The following is a 25,719-nucleotide window of genomic DNA, read 5'->3' as shown; positions in this document are numbered from 1 at the left end:
GCACGCACGACCGCCCGCCTACTCAAAGCGACGCGCCGTCGTCGCGCGTGGGCCCCGCCATCAGCACATCGGTCAGTTTCAGCACCGGACAATGCGCGCCGGCCCCGGCAACGGCATCGCGGTACGTATCCGTGACGGCCGCCGCGATCGCATGGGCTGCATCGACGCCTTCGGCCATCGCCGAGTAGTACGACAGATCCTTCAGCGCATTCGCCATATGGAACGGCAGCGCGGACGTGTCGCCGAACTCCAGGAACGGACGCAGCCGGTTCAGCGCGGCGCCGCCGCCACCGCCGTTGGCGAGCACGTCGGCGAGCACCGCGACGTCCACGCCCGCGCGCTTCGCGCACGCGACGGCTTCCGACAGCAGCGCGATGGTCCCGAGCGAAACATAGTTGTGCAAAAGCTTCATGCTGTGGCCGGCCCCGACATCGCCGACGCGCGTGATGTTTTCGGCGAAGCACGCGAGCACCGGCCGGATCTCCGCGAACAACCCGGGCGTCGCGCCGACCAGCAGGTTCAGCCGGCCCTCGTGAGCCTCCCTGGCGCCGCGCGTCATCGGCGCATCGACGAAGCGCCCGCCTGCCGCTTCGACGAGCCGCGCCATCCGGACGGTCGACTCGGGAACCGCGGTCGAACAATCGACGACAATCGCGTTGTCCTTCAGGCCGGCCAACACACCGTCCTCGCCGGTGAGCACCGCTTCCACTTCGGGGGAACCCGTCACGCAGAGGATGACGACGTCCGCTTGCGCGGCCAGTTCGCGCGCGGTCCGCACGGTCCGGACGCCGCCCTGCAGCAGTTCGTCGAGCGGCTGGTTGCCCGGATGCTCGACGACCGTGAGCGGATAACCGTGCTTCAGCACGTTGCGCGCAATACCATGCCCCATCAAACCCACGCCGATCAGGCCAATCTGCTGTTTCATGTCATTCCCGTCAAAAAAGGCGCCGCGGCGCTGCGCCGCGGCGAACCGGATTGTCGTTACCGCTCGACCAGCCGCGCCGGCAGCAGCATCGTGAGGACGAGGCCCAGCAACAGGCACCCGACCATCAGGAACAGCGGCACGGCGAGATTGCCGGACAGCTGCTTCAGGTAGCCGACCGCATAGGGGCCGAAGAAACCGCCGAGGTTGCCGAACGAGCTGATCACCGCGATGCCCATCGATACCGACGCGGCGCCGAGCGCCGCGGTCGGCATGCTCCAGAACAGCGGCGGAAACGAGATGAGCCCCGCGTTCGCAATGCAAAGCGCGAACATCCCGAGCCACAGCTGATCGTGCCAGACGACCGACAGCCCGAGCCCCGTCGCGCCCATCAGCAAAAGCGTGGCGACGTGCAGCCGCCGTCCGCCGCGCCGGTCCGCGCTGCGCCCGAACAGGACCATCACGACCACGGCCACCGCGTTCGGCAGCGCGGCGAGCAGGCCGATCACGAAATCGCTGCCGATGCCCATCTGCTTGATCATCGTCGGCGCCCAGAACGTATAGCCGTAAATCGCGAAGACGTCGAGAAAGTAGATCACGCAGAACGCCCACACGAGCCAGCTCGAGAACAGGCCGCGGTGCGCGACGGACTCGGTCGTCGCGCGGTCTTCCGCCAGTACGCGTGCGAGGACGGCGCGCTCCGCGTGCGAGAAGCGCGCGCTGCGCGTGACGTCGTCGTCGAGGCCTTTCCATACGTACAGCGCGGCCAGGAATGCCGGCAGCGCCTCGAGAATGAAGATCCATTTCCAGCCCGGTATCTGCATCGCCCCGTCGAAATACTGCAGGATGAAGCCGGTCAACGGCGATCCGATCAGGCCGGCCAGCGCCAGCGCCGCGTAGAACATCGACAGGATCCGCGCGCGCCGCCGCCCCGGGAACGAACGCGCCATGTACAGCACGATGGCCGGGATGAAGCCGGCCTCGGCGACGCCGAGCAGGAAGCGCATCACGTAGAACTGCATCGGCGTGGACACGAACGCGGTCAATCCCGACACGATGCCCCACGACACGACGATCCGCGTGATCCAGCGCCGCGGCCCGACCCGCACCAGCAGCATGTTGCTCGGCACCTCGAAGATCACGTAGCCCAGAAAGAATATTCCGGCGCCGAAGCCGAACACCGCATCCGAAAAGCCCAGGTGCTGGCTCATCTGCAGCTTGGCGAAGCTGACGTTCACGCGGTCGATGTACGAAGTGACGTACGCGAACATCAGGATGGGCAGGATCTGCACGGCCAGCCGACGAAAGATCCGGTCCTCCTGCGCGAGGTCGTGCGCCGATGCCGCGGCGGCGAGGTCGCCCGGATCGCAGGTCGCGTCGATTTCCACGTTTGTCTCCGAAAGTTCATGGATGGCCCCGCGTGCAGTCGCTGTCGAGATAAGTGTGTGCGACAGGGGACCGTTCGAATCTACCGGCTGCCCCGGCCGCCCGATATGCGAAATCCTTCAAGCGGCACTTCGAATATCTCGAACGCATGCCCGCGCCGGCCATCGTACGGTGCAACGCACAAGCCACCGGAAAAACGGATTCTAGCGCCGATCGCCCGCGCGACACGGGCAGCCGCGGGATGATCGCGGCGTCGCGGTGTGCGGCGCACCATTCGCGGCCGCTCAGGGTTAGCACCACTTCGCCCGGCACCATGGAGCGCATCGATGGATGACATACTGGCCGCAGTTTCAACCGGAGTCCGCGCTTGTTCGATCTCACGTCCCTCGCCCTGTTCGTCCGTGCATCCGAGCTGGGCAGCCTGTCGCGCGCCGCGCAGCAGTCGCACATGTCGCTTTCCACCGCGAGCCGCCGCATCGCGCTGCTCGAGCATCACTTTCGCGTGGTGCTGCTGAACCGCACGGTGGCGGGCGTCGAACTCACGCCGGCCGGCGAAGCGCTGTTGCGTCACGCGACCGACCTGCTGCTGCGCACCGATGCGATCTACAGCGAGTTGTCCGACTATACGAAAGGCGCGGTCGGCCGCGTCCGCGTCTTCGCGAACATCTCGGCGATCAGCCAGGATCTTCCCGATCAGTTGCGCGCGTTCTCGCAGCGCTATCGCGACATCAAGCTGCAGATCAGCGAACTGAGAAGCGCCGACATCCTGCAGGCGCTGCGCGAAGGCCGCGCGGACGTCGGGATCGTCACGTCGCGCACCGCGACCGAAGGGATCCATCTCGCGCCCTACTGCATGGACCGGGCCAGCGTGGTCGTGCCCGACGACTACCCGCTGACCGGCGAGTCGATCGATTTCAGCGCGTTGCTCGACCACGATCTGGTCGCACTCGACGACCGCTCGGAACTGACGCGCTCGCTCGTCAGGGAAGCGGCGCTGCTCGGCAAGTCGGTCCGCTTCCGCGTGCAGGTGCAGAGCTTCGAGGCGATGTGCCGGTTGATCGCCGCGGGGCAAGGCATCGGCATCCTGCCCGAGCGCGCGGTCGCGCTGTTTCGCGAACCGATGCGCCTGCGCTTCATTCGCCTGAACGATCCGTGGGCCAACCGCGTCATGTCGGTCGGCATCCGCGCGGGCGCCGTGCCGCTGCCGACGCGCAAGCTGTTCGAGTTCCTCGCGTCCTTCGCGCCGCCTTCGCTCGTGTCCGGCGAAGCCGGGCAGGCGGTCGACTGATACGCCGCCCCGCGCCCGCGCTCGCCGGCGTGTTGCAGATTTTCGAAGGTCCCGTTCGCGGATCCGCACTTCCTGCCCGCGCCTGCGAAGAAGTAGATTCGACGGACCGATTCAACAGTCCGCCGGTTACCGCAACGGAAGAGACGCAGGAGACACGGCGACGCGATCCGACGTGAGCGGTGCAGCGTCGCGTATCGCAGGTCGCGCGGCCGTTCGACGCTGCGCGGTTCACGCCGCTCCCCGTGTCAGCCCCTCCCGTGCGGGACGCCAGCTTCGTCATGGAGGCTTCCCGCCATATGAAGAACCCGCACCGCATCGCCGTCATCGCCGGCGACGGCATCGGCAAGGAAGTGATGCCCGAAGGCATGCGCGTGTTGCGCGCTGCCGCCGACCGTTTCGACATTCCGCTCGCGTTCGACGAGTTCGGCGACTGGTGTACCGATCACTACGTTCGCCACGGCACGATGATGCCGGCCGACTGGGCGCGGCAGATCGGCGCGCACGACGCGATCTTCTTCGGCGCGGTCGGCGCGCCCGACATCGTGCCGGATCACGTCGCGGTATGGGAATCGCTGATCAAGATCCGGCGCGAGTTCGATCAATACGTGAACCTGCGTCCGGTGCGCCTGATGCCGGGCGTGCCCGCGCCGCTCGCCGGACGCCGGCCCGGCGACATCGATTTCATCGTCGTGCGCGAGAACACGGAAGGCGAGTATTCGTCGGTGGGCGGCCGGATGTTCACCGGGACCGACCGCGAAATCGCCGTGCAGCAGTCGGTTTTCTCGCGTGTCGGCGTCGACCGCGTGCTCCGGTTCGCGTTCGAGCTCGCCCGCTCGCGCCCGCGCAAGCAGCTGACGGCCGCGACGAAATCCAACGGCATCTCGATCACCATGCCGTTCTGGGACGAGCGCCTCGCGGAAATCGCGCGGTCGTTCCCGGACATCGAAACGCGCAAATATCACATCGACATACTGTGCGCACACTTCGTCCAGAATCCGGATCGCTTCGACGTCGTCGTCGCCTCCAACCTGTTCGGCGACATCCTGTCCGACCTCGGCCCCGCCTGTACCGGCACGATCGGCATCGCGCCGTCCGCGAACCTGAACCCCGAGCGCCGCTTCCCGTCGCTGTTCGAGCCGGTGCACGGCTCGGCGCCCGACATCGCCGGCCGCGGCATCGCCAATCCGATCGGGCAGATCTGGTCGGCCGCGTTGCTGCTCCAGCACCTCGGTCGCGGCGAATCGCGCTACGAAGCCGCGGCCGCCGCAATCGTCGCGGCGATCGAATCCGTGCTCGTCGCCGGCCCGCGCACCCGCGACATGGGCGGCACGGCCAGCACCGCGGAACTGGGCGCCGCGATAGCGCACACCATCGCGAATCCCGCATCGATCGAGGAATGACCCATGCAATGTGATCACTACATCGACAACGTCCGCGTCGCGCCGACGACCGGCGAGCGGATCGACGTCGTCGACCCGAGCACCGGCGAAGCGTTCGCGACGATCGCGCGCGGCGATGCGACCGACGTACAGCGCGCCGTTTCCGCCGCCCAGCGCGCGATGGGCGACACGCTCGACGGCCCGTGGGCGAAGCTGTCGCCGGTCGAGCGCAGCAACCTGCTGTTCGCGTACGCCGCGGCCGTCACGCAGCATGCGGACGAACTCGCGCAGCTCGAAGCGCGCGACACGGGCAAGGCGCTGAACACCGCGCGTACCGACGCGGCGGTGCTCGCGCGCTACCTTCAGTACTACGCCGGCTGCGTCGACAAGCTGCACGGCGACACGTTGCCCTACACCGCCGGGTTCACGGTATTGACGGTGCGCGAACCGATCGGCGTGACGGGCCACATCGTTCCGTGGAATTACCCGATGCAGATCTACGGCCGCTCGGTCGGTGCGTCGCTCGCCGCCGGCAATGCGTGCGTGGTCAAGCCGGCGGAGGATGCGAGCCTGTCCATTCTGCGGCTGGCCGAAATCGCGGCGGAGGTCGGCTTTCCGGCCGGCGCGGTCAACGTCGTCACGGGGTTGGGCGGCGAAGCCGGCGCGGCATTGTCGGCCCATCCCGGCATTCGTCACATCTCGTTTACCGGGTCGACCGGAACGGGCGCGCTGGTCGGGCGCGCGGCGGCCGAGCGTCACTGCCCCGCGGTGCTCGAGCTGGGCGGCAAGTCGCCGCAATTGCTGTTCGACGATGCCGACCTCGACCAGGCGCTGCCCGTCATCGTCAATGCAATCGTGCAGAACGCGGGCCAGACCTGCTCGGCCGGCAGCCGCCTGCTCGTCCAGCGCACCGTCTACGAGCGCGTGCTCGATCGTCTCGCGCAGCAGTTCGCGCGGCTGCGTTCCGGGCCGCCGTCGATGAATCTGGAGATGGGGCCGCTCGTCAACGCCAGGCAGCATGCGCGGGTCCGGGCCATCGTCGAGCGTGCGCAGGCCGACGGCATTCGGGTGGCGGCGCGCGGCACCATCGCGGCCGGCGCATCGGGTTCGGGGTACTACCAGGAAGCGGTGCTGTTCCGCGACGTACCGCCCGACAGCGAACTCGCGCAGGAAGAGGTATTCGGCCCCGTGCTCGCGGCCATGCCGTTCGACGACGAGAACGCGGCGGTCGCGCTCGCGAACGGCACGCAGTACGGCCTCGTCGCCGGCGTCTGGACGCGGGATGGCGCACGTGCGCTGCGCCTCGCGCGCAAGCTGCAGGCCGGACAGGTCTTCATCAACAACTATGGCGCGGGCGGCGGCGTGGAACTGCCGTTCGGCGGCGTGAAGGCAAGCGGATATGGCCGCGAGAAAGGCTTTGAAGCGTTGCTCGGCTTTACCGCGCTCAAGACCATCGCGATCAGGCACGATTGACGGCCACAACGGCGCGACGGCCTTCGGGCCGTCGCCGGGAAATCGCGATATCTCGGCTGACCATCGTGGGTGCCGGCCGCGTCGGCAAGAGGTTCGGCAACCTGATCGTCGCGAATGGTGCAGATCCACGATCGCGACATCGCGCGCGCTGCCGCCGCGGAATTCGTCGGCGCCGGCTGACCGTTCCATCATCCGTCGCGCGACGCTTGCCGGCCGAGTGCCGACCTATCCCGTCTGCAAGACGGCCGGATCGATCTCGCGCGCCGTCAGCCCGAATCTCGCCATGCGAGCGCGATGGTCCGGCGAGCCGAGATACGAGCGAAGTCGCTGATTGAACGCCGCCAGCAGATCCCCGTGTTCCCGGTTGAATGAAAACGCGCCCAGCGGAGGCGTCCGCGGGCTGCCGTCGACATCCGACTCGTGCGCGACGGCCTCGATCAGCGCGCTGCCTATCCGGCCCGCCACGATTCGATTCCCCAACGCGGTGCTCGCATACGCATCGACCACGCCGGAAAGAACGGCCGCGATCGCGTCGGCCTGCTGTTCGAAGACGACGATTTGCCGCCGGCTCACGCCCGCCGCGATCGCGGAATCGTGCTGGACCTGTCCGGCAATGATGCCGAGGCGCGCGTCAGGACGTTCGGCAATCGACGCATAACGCCTGAGCGCCTTCGGATTTCCCGGGCGAACCAGAAAACCGTCTTCGATCCCCCACACCGGCACGCTGAACGCGACGGTATGGGCGCGCTGCGGCGTCACGAAGAGCGGTACGTTCATGTCCCAGTGACCTGATGCAACGCCGGGCAGCAATTCGCCGAACGTCGTCGGGCAATACTCGATCCGGGTCACGCCTATCTGCCGGAGGATCGTCGCCGCGAGCTCTAGATCGGCACCGGTCGCGGTGCCATCCGCTTCGGTCCAGCCGAATGGCGGTTCTTCGATGTACGCAATGGTCACCTTCATCGCTTTCTCCCGCAAGCCGAAGAATCGATCAGGAATGCATCAGCTTACCGTGGGAAGTCGAGGTCCAGTCAGCGTGGACAAAATTAATCCGGATGTAAGCAAGTTGGCGGCATTTTCCTGACGCGCCCGTCGATGCAGTCACCAACCCGAAACATCGCAGGCCCGATGCGACAGGCGTTCTGGCGTGACGGCATGAGCCGGCGCCACGCTATTCGACGCTATCCGTCACGTCCGTCATCCGGATCATGTGCTGCTTGATGCCGTCGTCTTCCGCCGTCGCGGTCTCCTTCGGATGAATCAGCGCTTCGAGTCGCGCCTTCGTCGCGATGAACTCGGGCGTATTGACCTGCGAATAATCGCGCGGCCGCGGCACCGGCACTTCGATCAACTCCTGCACCCCGCCCGGATTCGCCTTCAGCACCAGGATCCGGTCGGCCAGAAGGATCGCCTCGTCGAGGTCGTGCGTGATGAACAGGATCGTCACGTCGATGTTGCGCCAGATGTCGAGCAGGTGCGTCTGCATCCTTGCCCGCGTCTGGGCGTCCAGCGCGCCGAACGGTTCGTCCATCAGCAGGATGCGCGGACGGTTCGCGAGCGCACGGGCAATCGCCACGCGCTGCTTCATGCCGCCCGACAACTGGTGCGGATACACGTCGGCAAAACGCGTCAGCCCGACAAGATCGAGCCACTGCAGCGCCTCGCGCTCGGCCGCGCCGCTGCTGCTGCCGTTCATGCGCAGGCCGAACATCACGTTCTTCTTCACCGTGAGCCATGGAAACAGCGTATAGCCCTGGAACACCATCCCGCGATCGGCGCCCGGCCCGTCGACCGGCTTGCCGTCGAGCAGCACGTCGCCGCTCGTCTGCGTGTCGAGCCCGGCGAGGATCCGGATCAACGTCGACTTGCCGCAGCCGGACGGGCCGATCACGCACACGAACTCGCGCCGGTGCGTGCGGAAACTGATGTCGTCGAGCGCGACGCACTCGCCCTGCGGCGTCGCGAAACGCTTGCCGACGTGTCGCACGTCGAGGATCACGTCGCGGGCCTTCAGCCGCGCGAAGCGCTCGCGCACCGCATCGGATTGAATCAGGTAATCGGGGACGGCTTGCGGGTTCTGCATGATGCCCTCTGCGAAAATCGGTCGATGGGTACGTGGGAGCGGACGTCACGCTTTCAGCGTGCGGTCCCACGGAAAGAGCCGGCGGCCGAGCAGCCCGAGCACGATGTCGGTGCCGAGGCCGATGATCCCGATCATCAGGATCGCCGCATACACGTTGTCGAAATGCTGATAGCGCGCCTGCTGGCTGATGTACCACGTGATGCCCGAGCTCGTGCCGACCAGCTCGGCGACGATCAGGTAAGTCCACGCCCAACCGAGCAGGATCCGCTGATCGCGATACAGGTCGGGCAGCACGCCCGGAATCACGACGTGCGTGAGCAGCTTCAGCTTCTTCGTGCCGAGCGTCATCGCGGCCTCGAACAGCCCGTATTCGAGCTTGCGCGTGGTGTTCGCGATGATCAGCACCTGCTGGAACAGCGTACCGATCACGATGATCGCGATCTTCGGCGCGTCGTAGATGCCGAGAATCGCGACCATCAGCGCGCCGAACGCCGGCGCGGGCAGGTAGCGGAAGAACTCCAGGAACGGCTCCTGCAGCCGCGCGAGCGCACTGAAGGTGCCGCAGACGATGCCGAGCGGCACGCCGATCGCGGACGAAATCACGAAGCCCCAGAAGATGATGCGGATGCTGTGCCACAGGCTTTCGTGCAGCCACACGCCGTCGCGCGACGCGGGCGGCGTCGTGAACGCCGTGTAGAACGCGCGCAATACCTGGTGCGGCGCCGGCAGGTAGACCGGATTCGCGCGCTCGCCCTCGGGCACCGCCGCGTGCGCCGCACGCGCATGCGCGAGCTCGTCGTCGAACACGTCGCGGTCGATCTGCATGCCGGTCTGGAAATAGTCGACGCTGCCCGGATTCGTGATGCGCATCTGCGGATGCCAGACGAACGGGACGTAGCTGATCAGGCACCAGACGGCGAACGGCAGCAGGAAGGACGCCAGCCCGAGCGTCCATTGGCCGCGCGTCGTCAGCTCGCGGCGCACCGCGAGCCAGCCGGTCGTGTTGCGGGTCGTTGTCATCGGAATCTCCGTATCGTTTCGGGTGCCGGTCGCGCGGATGCCGCGGCATCGCGCGACCGGGCGTTCATTGCAATGCGCCGCTGGCTGCCTGCGCGCGGTATGCCCGCCAGCCGCCGAACCGCGTGATGTCCTGCGCATCGTCGAGCGCCACGCTTTCGCACAGGAAGCCCTGCACGCGCGTACCGTCGGCGAGCGTCAGCGTGCCGATGCCGAGCGGCGCCGCGATACCGGCGACGAAGCTGCCGTACGCGTCGACCGGCATCTCCCAGACCTCGACCGCGATCGGTGCGCCATCGTTCGGCACACGCACGAGGCCCGGTTTCGCGACACCGCCGCTTGCTTCCGCGGACAGCGCGTAGAGGCGATAGGCCGGCGCGGTGGTGGTCGCGGTGACGAAGCGCGCGCCGCGCTGCGTGAGCTGCCCGTTCAACGGTTCGCCGCGCAGATGCGCGCCGACGACAGCCACCCGCACGACACCCGCGGCTGCGACACGCGCCGACACTGTGGCCGCAGGCGGCCGACCGTCATCGGCAGCGACAACGCCGTCGCCCCACGCGTGTGCGAGATCGAGCAGCCGCGCATCGTCGTGCGCACGCCCGACGAACGTGATCCCGAACGGCAAGCCCGCATGCGGCCCGGTCAGGCACGTGCCCGCCGGCATCGCGATCGCCGACAGGTCGAGCAGGTTCACGAAGTTCGTGTAGTAGCCGAAGCGCGAATTGATCGCGATCGGATCGGCTTCGAGCGCATCGACGGTCGCGGTCGTCGCCGAGGTCGGCATCACGATCGCATCGAGGCCGTCCCACGCGCGGGCTGCGTCGACGCGCAGCGCCGCCAGCCGGTCGAATGCGGCGAACGCATCGGCGGCGCTGAAGCGCGCCGCGCCGCCGACGATTTCGCGGATCACCGGATGCAGCGCGTCGGGCTCGCGCGCGGCGAATGCGCCGATCGCGGCGAGCCGCTCGGCGACCCACGGGCCGTCGTACAGCAGCCGCGCGGCGGCCAGGAACGGTGCGAAGTCGATCTCGACGACCCGCGCGCCGGTCGCGCGCAGCCGTTCGAGCGCCGCGCCCCACGCCGCGCGATACGATGCGTCGCCGAAGAATTCGAGCTGGTCCGCACGCGGTGTGCCGAACCGCACTTGCCCGAGCGGCCGCGCCGGCTGCGCGCGCAACCCGTCCGCACCCAGCAGCGGCTGCCATGCGCGCCCGTACGGATCGCCTTCCGTCACGCCGTGCGCAGCGGCGAACACGACGCGCGCGTCGTCCGCCGAACGCGCGAACACCGACACGCAATCGAGCGACCGGCAGGCCGGCACCACGCCGAGCGTGCTCAGCACGCCCCGTGTCGGCTTGAGCCCGACGAGCCCGTGGAAGGCGGCCGGCACGCGCCCGGAGCCGGCCGTGTCGGTACCGAGCGAGAACGTCGCGACCCCGAGCGCGACGGCCACCGCCGACCCGGAACTCGAGCCGCCCGACGCGTAGCGCGGGTCGAGCGCATTGCGGCACGCGCCGTAAGGCGAGCGCTGCCCCGAGAGCCCGGTCGCGAACTGGTCGAGATTCGTCTTGCCGACCGGAATCGCACCGGCCGCGATCAGCCGCTCGACGACGGGCGCGCTGCGTGCCGGCGTGTACGCGTAGGCGGGGCAGCCGGCCGTCGTCGGGATGCCGGCGAGGTCGATGTTGTCCTTGATCGCGAACGGCACGCCGTACAGCGGCAACGACGCGATGTCGCATCCGGCCAGCGCGTCGGCGTACGGCATCATCTCGTCGCGCGTGAGCGGCCGGATCCACGCATGGTGCGGGTCGCCCGCATCGAAGTGCGCGGCGATCGCGTCGACGAGCGCAGGCGGCGTCAGGTCCCCCGCCGCGTAGCGGGCGCGCAGCGCGGCAATCGCATGCACTCCGCGCAGGATCGAGCGTTCCGTCGTGCTCATGCGACCTCCTCGGCGGCGCCCGCCTTCATCACCATCAGCCGCTGGCCGGCCACCACCGCCATGCCGGGCGCGCAATCGATCGTCTCGATCGCGCCGTCTTCCGTTGCCGTCACCGCCACCTCCATCTTCATCGATTCGACGATCGCGACGACCTGCCCCGCGCTCACGCGCTCGCCGGCTTCGACCAGCACTTTCCACACGCTGCCCGACACGTCCGCGGCGATCGCCCGCTGCGTGTCGTCGAGGGCGCCCGCTACCCGTTCCGCTTGCGCATCGCCCGGCTCCCCCTCGCCGACGTATTCCGCATGGCCGGCCACGCGCCACCGCTCGCGCTCCGCGTCGAACGCGGCCTGCTGCGTCGCCTTGAACGCGGCGATCGACTCCGCCTCGTCGTGCAGGAAGCGGTTGTAGGCGCGCAGGTCGAACACCGATTCCTCGATCTTCAGCGTCGCGCGGCCCGCGATGAAATCCTCTCGCAGCGCACGCAGCTCGGCCTCGCTGACTTCGTAGAAGCGGATCTCGTCGAAGAAGCGCAGCAGCCACGGCTTGCCGGCCTCGAATTCGCGCGTGGTGCGGTGGCGATTCCACATCTGCACGGTGCGGCCGACGAACTGATAGCCGCCCGGCCCTTCCATCCCGTACACGCACAGATACGCGCCGCCGATGCCGACCGCGTTCTCCGGCGTCCAGGTGCGCGCGGGGTTGTACTTCGTCGTCACCAGCCGGTGCCGCGGATCGATCGGCGTCGCGACGGGCGCACCGAGGTAGACGTCGCCGAGCCCCATCACCAGATAACGCGCATCGAACACGATGCGCTTCACGTCGTCGATGCTCGCCAGGCCGTTGATGCGCCGGATGAATTCGATATTGCTCGGGCACCACGGCGCATCGGGCCGCACCGACTGCATGTAGCGCTCGATCGCGACGCGCGTCGACGGGTCGTCCCACGACAGCGGCAGATGCACGATGCGGTTCGGCACGCGCATGTCGGCCACGTCGGCGAGTTCGCGTTCGGCGGTCTGCAGATGCGCGAGCAGCGCGGCAAGCGGTAGCGTCCGCGCGTCGAACTGCACCTGAAGCGACCGGATGCCCGGCGTCAGGTCGAGCATGCCGGGCAACCGGTGCGCGTCGAGCCAGCCCATCAGGGCGTGCACGCGAAAACGCAGGTTCAGGTCGAGCACGAGCGGCCCGTATTCGACCAGCACGTTGCGATCGCCCGAGCGCCGGTAGACGACGCCGATGCCGCCGCCGGCCGACGGATCGCGATGCAGCACGCAATCGTCGAACGAGCCGGATGCAGCCGCGGCAACGTCATGTGCCGCCTCCACGACCGCGGCAGCCGGTTTCCCGAACGATATTCCGGACGACACGCCCGCGCGCACGAACTGCACGGTATCGCCCGGCCGCAACTGCCCGAGCTTCCACAACTCGTCGCGCACGACCGTCACCGGACAGACGAAGCCGCCGAGGCTCGGCCCGTCGGGGCCAAGGATCACCGGCATGTCGCCGGTGAAATCGACGGCCCCGATCGCATACGCGTTGTCGTGGATGTTCGATGGATGCAGCCCCGCCTCGCCGCCGTCCGCACGCGCCCATCGAGGCTTCGGGCCGATCAGCCGCACGCCGGTGCGGCTGGAGTTGTAATGGACGGTCCACTGCGTGCCGTACAGCATCGCGATGTCGTCCGGCGTGAAGAAATCCGGTGCGCCATGCGGACCGTCGAGCACGCCGAGCGTCCATGCATGCGTCAGCGCGGGAATGTCGGCCGCGGCCAGCGTCGCGCCGGCATCGCCGCGCCCCGCTTGCGCGTGCAGATGCAGCACGTCGCCCTTGCGCAGCGCGCGACCGGCATGGCCGCCGAACTGGCCGAGCGTGAAGGTCGCCTTGCTGCCGAGATAGTCGGGCACCTGCAGCCCGCCCTTGACGGCGAGACACGCGCGCACGCCCGCGCCCGTCACGCCGCCCAGCTTCAGGACCGCGCCCGCTCGTGCGCGCACGACCTGCCAGAACGGCGCCGCTTCGCCATCGAGCGTGGCCGCGAGCGGCGCACCGCCGAGCACGAACAGCGTCGCGGTATTGAAGCGCAGCGTCGCGCCGACCATCGTGAATTCCAGCCCGGCCGCGTCACGCGGGTTGCCGAGCAGCGCGTTAGCAAGGTCGAATGCGCGGTCGTCCATCGGCCCCGACGGCGGCACGCCGACGCTCCAGTAGCCGACCCGCCCGGGGGCCTGCTGAACGGTGGTCTGCACGCCGCCGTCGAGCACGTCGATCGTATGCGGCGCGAACGCGAAGCGCGACAGGAAGGCGGTCGTCGGCGCGCCGCGCGCGAACGCGTCGGAGCCGACGACGGCACGCAGGTAGTCGAGGTTGGTCTCGATCCCGTACAGCTCGGTCTGGTCGAGCGCGGCACGCAGCGCGGCCAGCGCGTCGCGCCGCGTGTCGCCGCGCACGATCAGCTTCGCGAGCAGCGGATCGTAATGCGCGCTGATCTCCGTGCCTGCCTCGATCCAGCCGTCGACCCGCACGTTGTCCGGAAACGCCACGTGCGTGAGCAGCCCGGCGCTCGGCTGGAACTGCTTGTGCGGATCCTCCGCATACAGCCGCACCTGGATGCTCGCGCCGCGTGGTGCGACGGCGAGCGTGTCGAGCGGCGGCAGGTCGCCCTCGGCCTGCAGGATCATCCATTCCACGAGATCGACGCCCGTCACGGCCTCGGTCACGCAATGCTCGACCTGCAGCCGCGTGTTCACTTCGAGGAAATAGAATTGCCGCGTGCTCGCGTCGAACACGAATTCGACCGTGCCGGCCGACGCGTAGCCCACCGCGCGGGCGAGCCGCACCGCGCTCGCGTGCAGCGCATCGCGTTCGGCGTCGGTCAGGTCGGGCGCGGGGGTTTCCTCGATCACCTTCTGGTTGCGCCGCTGCACGGAGCAATCGCGTTCGCCGAGCGCGAGCGCCCCGCCGCGACCGTCGCCGAAGATCTGCACTTCGATGTGTCGCGCATGTTCGACGAACTTCTCGAGATAGACGCCCGCATGCGCGAAGTTCGTGGCGCCGAGCCGCGCGACGGATTCGAACGCCGCGCCGAGCTGCGCGGCATCGCGGCACAGCGACATGCCGATGCCGCCGCCGCCCGCGGTGCTTTTCAGCATCACCGGATAGCCGATCGCGTCGGCTTCGGCAAGCGCCGTCGCGACGTCGTCGAGCAGTCCGGTGCCGGGCAGCAACGCGACGCCGTGCGCGGCCGCGAGTTCGCGGGCGGTGTGCTTGAGGCCGAACGCGCGCATGTGGTCGCCGCGCGGCCCGATGAAGCGCAGGCCTGCCGCTTCGCATGCGTCGGCAAAGGCCGCATGCTCGGACAGGAAGCCGTAGCCGGGGTGCACGGCCTGCGCGCCGGTCTCGCGCGCGGCGGCGAGGATCGCCGCGACGTTCAGATAGCTGTCGGCCGCCGGCGCGGGCCCGACGCGTACGGCTTCGTCGGCGAGCGCCACGTGGCGCGCGTCGCGATCGGCATCCGAATAGATCGCGACCGATGCGATACCGAGGCGCTTCAGCGTGCGGATCACGCGGCAGGCAATTTCGCCGCGGTTCGCGACGAGGACTTTGGCGAATCTCATGTTGCCTCCCGCAGCGAACGTGTCGGCCCGGAGTAGCGCTTCAGCGCATACTCCGGCCCCATGCAAAGCAAGTGCGCGTGGGGGCCGTTCATTCCGCCTCCCACACCATCAGGCGCACGGGTGTCGGGTTGTAGCCGTTGCACGGATTGTTGAGTTGCGGGCAGTTCGAGATCAGCACCGTGACGTCCATCTCCGCACGCATCTCGACGTACTTGCCGGGTGCGGAGATGCCGTCCTCGAACGTGAGCCCGCCGAGCGGTGTGACGGGCACGTTCATGAAGAAGTTGACGTTGCCGACCAGGTCACGCTTGGTGAGCCGCGCGCCGGCGCCGCACGTGCAGTGCGCGATCGCGTTGAGGAAACTGTCGCGGCAGTTGTGCATGTAGCGCTTGTCGAGCGCATAGCGCACCGTGTTGCTCTCGGCCGCGCACGCGCCGCCGAGCGTATCGTGACGGCCGCACGTGTCGGCGACGATCGTCGCCATCGGGTTGCCGTGGTTCGACACGAGCACGCTGCCCGCGCTCAGGTACAGGTTGCGCTGCGCGCGGATCGTGTCCTGCGCGCTGTAGCGCTCTTCGGGATCGTCGGTGCGGTAGAACAGCGTGTCGACGGCCTGGTTGCCTTCCAGGTCGAGAATGCGGAAGATCTGCCCGCGCTTCAGGTCGTGCAACCACGGGTCGCCCGCGTTCAGCGTGACGTCGTGGATCGCGTCGCGCGGATCGAGACGGCTTTCGGTGATCGGCATGGTCTCGCTCCTCATGCGAACAGACGGTCGGTGTTGGCGAAGCCGCGCGTGTTCTCCGCGCATGCGCGCCGGCACGGGTCGTCGTCGGGCGCGGCACCGTCGGCCGGATACGCGCGGTACGCGATCAGCTTCACGGCTTTGGGCGCATAGTCCGGACGCGGATCGAGCGGATGCGGCGCGGTCGAGAACGCCGCGAGCGTATTCATCTCGAAGCGCAGGTCGAACGCGCTGCCGGCCGGCGAATGTCCGGAAACGAAATCGAGCGCGCCGTCGTCGCGCGTGTCCAGCTTGCTGAAGAAGTTGACGTTCGCGGCGAGGTCGCGCGCCGACAGTCCGTATTTCGCGAGTTCGAGCACGAGGCTGTCGCGGCCGTTGCGGATCATCGCGTTGCGATCAGCCTGGTACGACGACGTGCCGTACTTGTGCGCGAACAGCCGCGCATCGCCGACGCCGCCGAGCGGGTCGTGCCAGCCGAGCGTGTCGGCCGTGATCGACGCGATCACGCGGCCCATGTCCGTATACAGCGCATGGCCGCGCGTGAGATGCGCGGTGTGCTGCGCCTTCAGCGTGTCGGCCATGTTGTAGCGTTCGAGCAGGTCTTCCTGGCGATGAAAGACGGCGGAGAGGTTCGCGCCGCCGTCGACGTCGACGATGCGCAGCGCGAGGCCGCGGCGCAGGATGCCGGACCAGTGGGTTCCGGCGGGAATCAGCGTTTCCCACGCGACGTGCGGCGGCGGGGCAAGAATGGCTTGAGGGCTCGGCGACATGGCGGCTCCGGGGTCGGTTGATAAAAGGCGTGAGAGGGCGACCGAACGACATCGCGACCTCCCGGGCTTTTATCCCTCCGTGGAGCCTCGCCGTTTCCTCTCATCGAGGCGAAGGCAAGACCGGATTGCTCTCGGACCAGACATCGCACGGCACATGCCGCACGACCGGAACCCTAGCGATCCTGAAGATGATGCAAATTGCTTCGCACCTCTCGAGCGTCGAATAAGCGAGTTGCGTGCCAGGCGCTGCCCAATGACCACACGACGCGGCTCGGCGGCGCGATGATGCATGGCATCCGAATGGCGGACGCATTTTCTTGCCCTCGCGGCGGGCGTGCGGCGCACCATGCGCACGCAACCGCGCACCGGCGCAGTGCGCGTCGCGTGCTCGCACACTGCGCGCTCCGCGATGGCATGGCTATTGCTGAATCCGTGCACCGTCATCTCACGCACGATCCTTCATGAACAAGCTCGACCTGCTCCGACGCGTACTGCACGCGCTGTTCGCCGCCCGTTTCATCGAACTTCAGCGCCCCTTGCGCCGACGTTGAATCGGATGGCCGCGTGCCATTGGCACGCTTCTCGCTCGGCATGACGCCGAGAGGTGCGGCGGCGTCGCATCTTAGGGGTGCTAGGGTTCCGGTTCATCGAGCGTCTGGTCCGAGAGCAGCCCGGCGCGGGTTCATCCGTTCGCGAGACCGGATGCGCACGCGCTACACGGCGGGACAAAAGCCCGGGAGATTGGCGATGGCAACAGCCGTCGCGCCTCTCCGTGGCCGCCTCGTTCGTTCCGCATCCGCAGGAACCGGCCATGCAGTCGGAACGTGTGCTCACGCACGATCCGTATCGACGATCCCGATCCCGGTCTCCTGGAGAACAACGATGACCCGTCCCGCCCCGGCGTTCCGCCGCCTGCCGTCCTTCCGTTTCATCCGTCATGCATTGGGCGCCGCCGTTGCGGCCGCCACGCTATGGGCGGCGCCTGCCGCGCAGGCTGCCGCACCGCTGAAGATCGGCTACAGCGACTGGCCCGGCTGGGTCGCCTTCCAGGTCGCGCTCGACAAGGGCTGGTTCAAGGAGGCCGGCGTCGACGTCGATTTCGAGTGGTTCGATTATTCGGCGTCGCTCGACGCGTTTTCCGCAGGCAAGCTCGATGCGGTCGCGGCGACCAACGGCGATGCGCTGGTAACAGGCGCGTCCGGCGCGAAGAACGTGATGATCCTGCTGACCGACTACTCGGCCGGCAACGACATGATCGTCGCGAAGCCGCCCTTGCGCACCGTCGAGGCGCTGAAGGGCAAGAAGGTCGGCGTCGAGCTCGGCCTGGTCGATCACCTGCTGCTCGAAACCGCGCTGCAGAAGCACGGGCTCAAGGACGGCGACGTCACGCTCGTGAATGCGAAAACCAACGAGCTGCCGCAGGTGCTCGGTTCGTCGGCCGACATCGCGGCGGTGGCCGCGTGGCAACCGAATGCGGGCGAGGCGTTGAAACGCGCGCCGGGCGCACGCGCGATCTTCACGTCGGCGGATGCGCCGGGGCTGATCTACGATGCGATCACCGTCGCGCCGGCGAGCCTCGCCGCGCGCCGGGCCGACTGGGCGAAGGTGGTCAAGGTCTGGTATCGCTGCGTCGCCTACATCAACGATCCGAAGACGCAGGCCGATGCGGTCAAGATCATGTCGGCACGCGTCGGGCTCGCGCCGGCGCAATACCTTCCGCTGCTGAAGGGCACGCATCTGCTCGACGAAGCGGCCGCGAAGCGCGCGTTCCGCAAGGGCGACGGGCTCGATTCGATCTACGGCTCGACGCGCAACGCGAATGCGTTCAACGTGCGTAACGCCGTGTACAAGCAGTCGCAGGACGTCGACGCGTACATCGATCCGCGGCTCGTCGACGCGCATTGACGGCGGCGCGCCTGCCGGCGCGGCGACGCGCCGGTGGTAACGCCGGTCGATCGCCTGCTCCGGGGTAACAAGCGGCATGGCCTGTCCATGTCGTGCCAATGCCTCGTACGTCATCGACCGCCGTGTCCTCGACGGGGACGCTTACGCGAAGGGGAACGGGCCCTCGAAGTGCCCCACGTAACACAAGTGGGAGACCGCTGGCTGACCTCGATCTGCCCAGCGATGCAGCATGTATGCAGGGGGTTCGAGAAAAGAAGCGGGCTGCGCGTCCGCTTCAACGCGCAGCGCAATCTGAGTGGTCGTGCTCGGGCAGGTGAGTACCGGAACGCGCCCAAGACGCGTCTGCATCGACCGGTGGACGTGCCCGGCAAGAATGCGATCTACGTTGCTATGCCGCGCAAGAACCGCGGCAAATGCCTCCGCATTTCGCAACCCGTAGATGTCGAGATAAGGAATGCCGGTCATGAACGGTGGATGGTGCATGACGATAACCACGGTCCGATTGCGATGCTCGGCAAGTTCAGTGTCGAGCCACGCCAGGGTTTCGGCGTCCAGTTCACCGTGATGTAGCCCTGGAACGGAGGTGTCCAACGCCACGACGCGTAGTTCGCCCACGTCCAGCGCGAACGAGAGTGCGCCCTCGTCCGGAAGCCACGCGTGATCCGGGAACGCGGCTCGCAGATTGCCACGGTCGTCGTGATTACCCGGCAGAACCACGAACGGTCGCCTCAACTCGACGAGCAGTTCGCGAAGTTTTCGATACTCGTCTTCGGTGCCCTCGTCCGTCAGGTCGCCGGAGATGACGACCAGATCTGGCTCAGGTCGAATGCGGTTCAGCGAATCGACGGCTGCCGAAAACATGACATTGGAATCCACGGCGTCTTGATACAGGACGCCGTGAGGCCGGACATGAATATCGGAAAGTTGTGCGATGACCGTCACTCAGCGCTCCGTTGGCTTTGACCTGCCCGTACATCGATCGAGGAGATTTTAGGCCGGACAAAATTCGCCCATCGACAGAGGCTTTCGGTGACAACGGTCGTGCGCCACGCGCGCTCAATCGTGCGTCAGCGTGGCTGATTCGGGTTGGCAAGCAGACGCAGACGCCGGGTGGCGAAGCACGCAAGGCGGCTTCTGGCCGGTAGCGGCCTCTCGCCACCGCCGACCGCAAGCCCGACGGGGAATCATCCCCCGGCCCGCGCTCCCCGCTTCATACACTTCTCGGCAGCCGCACCGCGAACACGGTTTCCGTCTGATCGGAGCGCGCGTCGATCCGGCCGCGATGCGCCTTGGCGATTTCCCTCGCGATGAACAAGCCGAGCCCCAGGCCGGCATCGTCACCCGTCCTTCCCTGACGCTCTTCCCCGCGCTCGAGCGGATCGAAAATGCGGTCGAGCATGCGCGGATCGATCGCCGGCCCGCTGTTGCCGACCTCGACGAACACTTCATCGCCGGTCGTCGTGGCCACCACCCGCACCGGTGTATCGCGCGCGCCATACTTGATGGCATTGCCCACCAGGTTGCTCAGCAACTGCTGCATTCTCTGCTCGTCCCACTCACCCCGGAGATCACCGCGCATATCGACGGTAATTTCGCGATCCGGATGACCGGCCCGCAACTCGTCCACCACATTGACGAGCACGTGCGCGAGATCGATATTGCGGGGAACGACGTTGATGCCCAGCCCGAGCTGGGTTCGATTGAAATCGCAGAGATCATCGAGAAGGCCCTGCATGCGGCCGCCGCTTCGGATCAGCCGAGCGGCGGCCCCCGATACGGCCTCGCCTGCATTGAGGGCGGCAAGATACGACGCCGTGAGCTGGATGGTCTGCAGCGGCGTGCGCATGTCGTGGCTCAGCATGCCAAGCAGCAAGTTGCGCGCCTGCTCGACCTGGTCGGTAAAGAAAGCCACGGATTCCGCCAGCGCTTGGTCGATCGCTTCGTTGAAGCGAATCATGTCGCCCATATCAGGCGGCGCCGGGTGACACGCATCGATCCACAGCCGCAGCACACTGGCACGCAGCGCCCGATACTCGGCTGCCAGCTGGTTGATGTTGAAACCCCGCCGGGCGCGCAGAACGGCATGCGTCTGGGCGGCCGTCTCGCTGGCGTTCGCCGGCTCGGGCGCGCGCCCCAGCGATTTCTCGTGCTGCTCCTCCCTCGTTTGCGGCGTCGCGATGTCCTTGGCGACGGCGGTCAGGATCTCGCGCGCGTGGTCGCGTAGCCCCTGCGAGTTCATGTGCCTCGCAGCCGGTAACAACGTGGCGGCAAACGCTTCCCACTGCACCAGGATCGGTTCCATGTTCCGTACGATGAAATCAGCAAGACGCATGTCGCCCCTCACAACGGAATGAACGGTGAACGCTTCTGTCGAACCGCACGATATCACTGAACAACGGCGTTATCCGACGATTCGATCACCGCCGTCGTCATTTCCGGCCGCGTGGGCGGTGAATGCCCGGCGGCCAGGGCCCGGCGAACCGAACGATTCCCGATGCGCGATGGTCCTTTTCAGGGCCGAAGGAGGCTTCGATTCGCACGCTCGTCACGTCGGGCGGCTAGCATCGCCGATAATCGATGCGCGTCACCCCCGTTCAGCCGGACGCCGCCTTTCGGTTGCCGCGGCATCGGCAGCACGAACCTTGCTCCGCGCCCATTCGACTTCCATCCGACGGTGGAGTCGGCCGCCTCTTCCCGCCACGGCCGGCCGCCGGCACGAAACCGCACATGCCCAGGAAAAAATCCAGCCTCTGGTTACGGCATCTCGAACTGTTTTCCATCGCGACCGGTGCGCGGCCGAAGAAGCGGGCCGGCAAGCCGCGACCAGCCACCCAAAAAGCCGCCAAAAAGGTCGTTCAACGCACCATCAAGCCGGCCGTCGCCGCCCCTGCCGCCAAACGGACGGGCACCGCGCCCGCCGCACGCGCGCCGTCGGTCGAGCTGCCCGGCACCTGGCTGCGCTCGTTTCATTCCGCCGGCCCGAGCGCCGGCCGGCTCGTGAACCATCTTGCGTATGCGCTGTATCTTCCCGCCGCACCCGCCAAGACAGCAGGCATGCCAGCCATCGTCATGCTGCACGGCTGCAAGCAGACCGCCGAATCGTTCGCCGCGGGCACGCGCATCTGCCGTCTGGCCGAGCGAGCGGGGTTCGCCGTGCTGTTTCCCGAACAGGCCAAGACAACCCATGCGCACCGCTGCTGGCACTGGCATGGCGATGCGACCGAGTCCGAAGCCGCGGCCGTCGCGTCGCTGGTCGACGCCATCGTGCGGCGCCACGGCTTCGATCGCGACCGGATCTACGTGGCCGGCCTGTCCGCCGGCGCCGGGCTCGCCGCGGTGCTGGCGCTCCGGTATCCCGACCGTTTCGCGGCCGTCGGCCTGCACTCCGGCCCGGCCATCGCGCCGCCGTCGTCGACGATGGCCGCGATGAGCCTGATGCGTCGCGGGCTCCGCGACGATCCGATCGCCGCGCTCGACGCGTGCGCCGACGTCGCGTCCTATCCCGGCATGCCGGCCCTCGTCATCCACGGCGCGCTCGATACGGTCGTGACCGACCGGAACGCGACGCAGCTCGGCATCGCGTTCGCGCGGCTCAACCGGCTCGTCGACGAACACAGTGCAATCCGCGTCGGCGAGCAACGCAGCTACGCGCAGGACGATGCGGACTACGTCGATTATCTGAAGGGGGGGCGGCTGGTCGTCAGGGTGTGCATCGTCCGCCGGCTGCCGCATGCGTGGAGCGGCGGGGACCCGAGCGAGCCGTTCCATTCCGCCAAGGGGCCGGACGCGACCGCGATGTTCTGGCATTTCTTTCGTCGTCAGCGCCGCAAGCGATCGGCGTGACGCGCGACGCTCGCAGCGGCCGCTCGCGAACGGCCGCCGTCATGACGTCAAACCCGCTGCTCCAGCGCTGCGGCGTCCGCGCGGTCGCCGGCACGCCGAACCGGCAACCGTATCCGGAAGGTCGTGCCGCGCCCCGGCTCGCTGGTCACGTCGATCGCGCCGCGATGACGCTCGACGATGCCGTGCGAGACCGACAGCCCGAGCCCCGTGCCCTGCCCGACCGGCTTCGTGGTGAAGAACGGATCGAAGATCCGCCGGACGACGTCGGGTGTCATGCCGGCGCCGGTATCGCTGATCGCGATCGACACCTGTTCGCCGTCGCTCGACGTGCGGATCGTGATCACGCCGCGCTCGGGAATCGCCTGCGCGGCGTTGACCAGCAGGTTCATGAACACCTGGTTCAACTGCGACGGCAGGCATTCGACGTGCGGGACGTCGCCGTAATCGCGCACGATGTCGGCCTTGTACTTGAGCTCGTTGTGAACGACGTTGAGCGTGCTCTCGAGGCCCGCATGGAGATCGACCACGCTCCATTCGTCGCTGGCCGGGCGCGAGAAATCGCGCAGGTCCTGCACGATGCGCCGCACGCGCAGCGCGCCGTCGATCGATTCGTCGATCAGCGTCGCGATCTCGTCGCGAACGTAGTCGAGATCCGCCGCGCGGTGCGCGGCCGTCAGTGCGTCGCGGGTGGCCGGATCGAGCTGCGGCAGCGCGGCTTCATGCGCCGCGACCACGTCGAGCAGGCTGCGCACCCACGTCTTCAACGTGTTGAGGTTCGCGCTGACGAAGCCGATCGGATTGTTGATCTCGTGCGCGACGCCGGCCGCGAGCTGGCCGATCGACGCGAGTTTTTCGGACTGCAGCAACTGCTCGTGCGTTTCCTCGAGCGCATGCAGCAGGCGTCGCTGCTCGTCCTTCTCCTGTTCGAGCAGCGCGTGCGCGGCCTTGCGCTCGTCGATCTCGGTCGCCATGTTCTCACGCGTGCGTTGCAGCATCTGCGTCGTCTGCTCGTAGCTGTGCAGCGCGCGTTCGAGTTCGCTGGTTCGCACCCGCACGAGCCGTTCGAGCGTATCGGTCATGCCGCGCAGGAAAGTGGTGCGCGCATCGAAACGGCACACGAGCAGCGTGACGACCAGCGTCGCCATCGTAAACAGCGCGACGGTCGTCGCGAGCCACGGCGCGTCGACGCCGTTCGCAGCGCCGCACCGCGCGTCCGGTGCGAAATGCGCGGCCGCCATCGCCGTGTAGTGCATGCCGGTAATCGCGATGCCCATGATGGCGGCCGCGCCGATGCGCTGCGCGGTCGCGTGGCGCGCCTGCCGCATGCGCAACGCCTGCGCGATCCACAGCGCGGCCGTCGACGCGACCACCGCGATGCCGATCGACGCGGCGAACAGCGCGGCGTCGTAGCGAATGCCGGGCTGCATGTGCAGCGCGGCCATCCCCGTGTAGTGCATGCCGGCGATCCCGCCGCCCATCAGCACGCCGCCCGCGCACAGCCGCCGCCAGCCCAGCCGGGCGCGCGTGACGACGTTCAGCGCGAAATACGACACGAGCACCGCGATCGCGAGCGAGGCGCCCGTTTCCTGCCACGCATAGCCGAGCGGCACCGGCAACGAAAACGCGAGCATGCCGACGAAATGCATCGACCAGATTCCGGTGCCCATCGCCGCCGCGCCGCCGCCGAGCCACGCGCGCTTGAGCTTCGGATTGTCGAGCAGCGAAATGAACGCGGCGAGGTCGAGCGTCGTATAGGAAGCCAGCGTCGCGATCGCGAGCGACAGCAGGACGAGCGGAAGGTTGTAGATGCCATGCATGATCGGGGCGCCCGCAACGAGTTGAATGCAGCGTCGCGGTGCGGGCGGTCGCACGCCCCGCGGTCGTCATCCGGTCGACGTTCGATATCAGGCCGGCGGCGCCCCTCCATTGGGTGCGTGCGCCTGCCCGGCCGGACGGGCCAGCACGAGAATGTCGAACGGCGTGCCCTCGCGCGCCTCGAAGCGGCGCACGAGCTCGATCTGATGCGCGGACATCACGCTGCCCTTCGTCATCAACAACACGCCGCGATGCGTGCGCAGATCGTCGGCAAGCTCCATCCCTTCGCGCAGTTGCGCCGACCGGATCTCCGCGACGGACGCCGCGATGCCGAGGCTCGCCGGATCCCGCATCAACTCGATGAAGCGCGCGACCAGTTGCGGGTCGTAACGCACGTTCGCCTGCGAACGCAACACGTCGATCGCCTGCTCGATCGAATGCGGCGCGCCGATTTCGCCGTGGCGCAGCCCTTCGAAATCGCGCGCGATCGCGACGATCCGCGACCCGACCGGGATCGCGTCGCCGACCAGCCCGTCCGGCGTGCCGCGGCCGTTGAAGCGCTCGTACTGGTGCAGCACGATCGACGCGACCTTGTGCAACTGGGCGACCGGCGTCAGCACCATCTGCGCACGCAGCGGATGCTCCTGGAACACGCGGTGCTCGTCGGTCGTCATCCGCGCGAGCGGCTTGTGCAGCAATTCGTCAGGCAGCGACAGCTTGCCGATGCCGTGCAACAGCCCCGCGAAATAGACGTCCTGTGCGTGCAGTTCGCTCATCCCGGACGCCAGCGCGAGCCGCCGCGCGATCTCGCCGACCCGCATCGCATGCCCGCTCGCGGCCCCGCAGCGCAGCTCGATCATGCTCGCGCACACCTGAACCATCGCGGTGAAACTGCTTTTCAGGTCGCTCTGCGCCGCTTCGAGAAACATCACGGTCTGGCCAAGCTCCTCGGTGCGCGCGCGAACCTGCGTTTCGAGGTCGGTATTGAACCGGCGCAGCGCGTCGTTCTGCGCTTCGGTGAGGGCCGCCAGCCGCGCCGCTTCGCGACGCAGACGGCGCTGCTCCAGCGCCTGCTCGATGGTCAGCAGCAGGTCGTGATCGTCCCACGGCTTGTTCAGGTAGCGATACACGCCGCCTTCGTTGACGGCCTGCACGACCGACGCGATCTCCGCATAGCCGGTCAGCAGGATGCGCATCGTGTCAGGGTACAGCGCCCGCGCGCGCGCCAGGAATTCCGCGCCGCTCATGTGCGGCATCCGCATGTCGGACACGATCAGGTCGATGTCGGTCGACGCCAGGATCTCGAGCGCGGCCTCGCCGCTGTCGGCCGTCGCGATGTCGTAGCCGGTGGGCCGGAATACGCGCCTGAGCGCCGACAGCACGTTCGGTTCGTCGTCGACGAGCAGGATCGACGGTACGCGGGCCGCTTCACCGGATGCCACCGCGGTGTCGGACGTTTCGGGCGACACGGCATTCAGGTCGTTTGTTGCAGATGTCGTCATAATCGGCCTCGGATCAATTATTCACGCCCTCTCTGCGA

At 67.8% G+C, this 25,719-nt stretch carries 18 protein-coding genes and 2 riboswitches; of the genes, 5 read left to right on the top strand and 13 right to left on the bottom strand.

Annotated features, from left to right (window positions below; translation table 11 throughout):
• Positions 1 to 22: 22 nt before the first annotated feature.
• Both H0X90_RS01575 and H0X90_RS01570 read right to left on the bottom strand, forming a co-directional pair.
• Positions 23 to 925 (bottom strand): NAD(P)-dependent oxidoreductase, encoded by a 903-nt coding sequence (locus H0X90_RS01575; protein WP_077189502.1) that lies wholly within the window; start codon positions 923 to 925, stop codon positions 23 to 25.
• A 56-nt stretch (positions 926 to 981) separates the two neighbouring features.
• Positions 982 to 2,310 (bottom strand): MFS transporter, encoded by a 1,329-nt coding sequence (locus H0X90_RS01570; protein WP_077189503.1) that lies wholly within the window; start codon positions 2,308 to 2,310, stop codon positions 982 to 984.
• A 365-nt stretch (positions 2,311 to 2,675) separates the two neighbouring features.
• Between H0X90_RS01570 and H0X90_RS01565 the strand changes: the two genes are divergently transcribed.
• The 3 genes from H0X90_RS01565 to H0X90_RS01555 all read left to right on the top strand — a co-directional run bounded on the left by H0X90_RS01565 (position 2,676) and on the right by H0X90_RS01555 (position 6,448).
• On the top strand, positions 2,676 to 3,596 hold the full coding sequence (locus H0X90_RS01565) for a LysR family transcriptional regulator (protein ID WP_006498069.1): 921 nt from the start codon (positions 2,676 to 2,678) through the stop codon (positions 3,594 to 3,596).
• 296 nt (positions 3,597 to 3,892) lie between these two features.
• A complete protein-coding gene (locus tag H0X90_RS01560; protein ID WP_069352199.1) occupies positions 3,893 to 4,996 on the top strand; it encodes a tartrate dehydrogenase in 1,104 nt (367 codons plus the stop codon).
• Between the two features lie 3 nt (positions 4,997 to 4,999).
• On the top strand, positions 5,000 to 6,448 hold the full coding sequence (locus tag H0X90_RS01555; protein ID WP_058903887.1) for an aldehyde dehydrogenase family protein: 1,449 nt from the start codon (positions 5,000 to 5,002) through the stop codon (positions 6,446 to 6,448).
• Positions 6,449 to 6,673: 225 nt separating this feature from the next.
• Here the strand turns inward: H0X90_RS01555 and H0X90_RS01550 are convergent, their stop codons facing one another.
• The 7 genes from H0X90_RS01550 to H0X90_RS01520 form a co-directional block, all read right to left on the bottom strand.
• Positions 6,674 to 7,411 (bottom strand): transporter substrate-binding domain-containing protein, encoded by a 738-nt coding sequence (locus H0X90_RS01550; RefSeq protein WP_077189505.1) that lies wholly within the window; start codon positions 7,409 to 7,411, stop codon positions 6,674 to 6,676.
• Positions 7,412 to 7,619: 208 nt separating this feature from the next.
• Entirely contained in the window at positions 7,620 to 8,531 is a 912-nt protein-coding gene (locus H0X90_RS01545) for an ABC transporter ATP-binding protein (protein WP_196438128.1), read from the bottom strand.
• A gap of 45 nt (positions 8,532 to 8,576) precedes the next feature.
• Positions 8,577 to 9,551, bottom strand: a complete 975-nt coding sequence (locus tag H0X90_RS01540; protein ID WP_006485545.1) for an ABC transporter permease — start codon at positions 9,549 to 9,551, stop codon at positions 8,577 to 8,579.
• Positions 9,552 to 9,615: 64 nt separating this feature from the next.
• Positions 9,616 to 11,487, bottom strand: a complete 1,872-nt coding sequence (gene atzF / locus H0X90_RS01535) for an allophanate hydrolase (protein WP_077189507.1) — start codon at positions 11,485 to 11,487, stop codon at positions 9,616 to 9,618.
• Positions 11,484 to 15,104, bottom strand: a complete 3,621-nt coding sequence (uca, locus tag H0X90_RS01530; protein ID WP_077189508.1) for an urea carboxylase — start codon at positions 15,102 to 15,104, stop codon at positions 11,484 to 11,486. The genes atzF and uca overlap by 4 nt, the downstream gene beginning before the upstream one ends.
• Before the next feature lie 88 nt (positions 15,105 to 15,192).
• Positions 15,193 to 15,849: an urea amidolyase associated protein UAAP2 gene (locus H0X90_RS01525; RefSeq protein ID WP_006498062.1), complete on the bottom strand. Its 657-nt coding sequence runs from the start codon at positions 15,847 to 15,849 to the stop codon at positions 15,193 to 15,195.
• Between the two features lie 11 nt (positions 15,850 to 15,860).
• Positions 15,861 to 16,616, bottom strand: coding sequence for an urea amidolyase associated protein UAAP1 (locus H0X90_RS01520; RefSeq protein ID WP_077189509.1), 756 nt, complete (start codon positions 16,614 to 16,616; stop codon positions 15,861 to 15,863).
• Positions 16,617 to 16,672: 56 nt separating this feature from the next.
• A riboswitch (guanidine-I (ykkC/yxkD leader) is annotated at positions 16,673 to 16,804 on the bottom strand.
• Between the two features lie 432 nt (positions 16,805 to 17,236).
• Positions 17,237 to 17,358, top strand: a riboswitch (guanidine-I (ykkC/yxkD leader).
• Positions 17,359 to 17,498: 140 nt separating this feature from the next.
• Between H0X90_RS01520 and H0X90_RS01515 the strand changes: the two genes are divergently transcribed.
• Positions 17,499 to 18,521 carry an ABC transporter substrate-binding protein gene (locus H0X90_RS01515; protein WP_006485590.1) on the top strand — a complete coding sequence of 341 codons (1,023 nt, stop codon included), beginning with the start codon at positions 17,499 to 17,501 and terminating at the stop codon, positions 18,519 to 18,521.
• A 141-nt stretch (positions 18,522 to 18,662) separates the two neighbouring features.
• On the opposite strand, the gene H0X90_RS01510 is transcribed toward H0X90_RS01515, so the two are convergent.
• Both H0X90_RS01510 and H0X90_RS01505 read right to left on the bottom strand, forming a co-directional pair.
• Positions 18,663 to 19,463 carry a phosphodiesterase gene (locus tag H0X90_RS01510; protein ID WP_077189510.1) on the bottom strand — a complete coding sequence of 267 codons (801 nt, stop codon included), beginning with the start codon at positions 19,461 to 19,463 and terminating at the stop codon, positions 18,663 to 18,665.
• A 268-nt stretch (positions 19,464 to 19,731) separates the two neighbouring features.
• Positions 19,732 to 20,853, bottom strand: a complete 1,122-nt coding sequence (locus H0X90_RS01505) for a sensor histidine kinase (RefSeq protein WP_077189527.1) — start codon at positions 20,851 to 20,853, stop codon at positions 19,732 to 19,734.
• A gap of 395 nt (positions 20,854 to 21,248) precedes the next feature.
• Here H0X90_RS01505 and H0X90_RS01500 point away from each other — a divergent pair, with 395 nt between their 5' ends.
• On the top strand, positions 21,249 to 22,364 hold the full coding sequence (locus tag H0X90_RS01500; RefSeq protein ID WP_077189511.1) for a PHB depolymerase family esterase: 1,116 nt from the start codon (positions 21,249 to 21,251) through the stop codon (positions 22,362 to 22,364).
• A gap of 47 nt (positions 22,365 to 22,411) precedes the next feature.
• On the opposite strand, the gene H0X90_RS01495 is transcribed toward H0X90_RS01500, so the two are convergent.
• Both H0X90_RS01495 and H0X90_RS01490 read right to left on the bottom strand, forming a co-directional pair.
• Positions 22,412 to 24,181 (bottom strand): histidine kinase, encoded by a 1,770-nt coding sequence (locus tag H0X90_RS01495; protein WP_077189512.1) that lies wholly within the window; start codon positions 24,179 to 24,181, stop codon positions 22,412 to 22,414.
• A gap of 87 nt (positions 24,182 to 24,268) precedes the next feature.
• Positions 24,269 to 25,681: an HD domain-containing phosphohydrolase gene (locus H0X90_RS01490; RefSeq protein ID WP_006485550.1), complete on the bottom strand. Its 1,413-nt coding sequence runs from the start codon at positions 25,679 to 25,681 to the stop codon at positions 24,269 to 24,271.
• Positions 25,682 to 25,719: the final 38 nt, after the last annotated feature.

Source organism: Burkholderia sp. 9775_39, from assembly GCF_015712225.1.
GTDB classification, from domain to species: Bacteria; Pseudomonadota; Gammaproteobacteria; order Burkholderiales; family Burkholderiaceae; genus Burkholderia; species Burkholderia cenocepacia.
The sequence above is the reverse complement of the archived record's forward strand: the minus strand, read 5'-3'. Positions and strand labels throughout refer to the sequence as shown.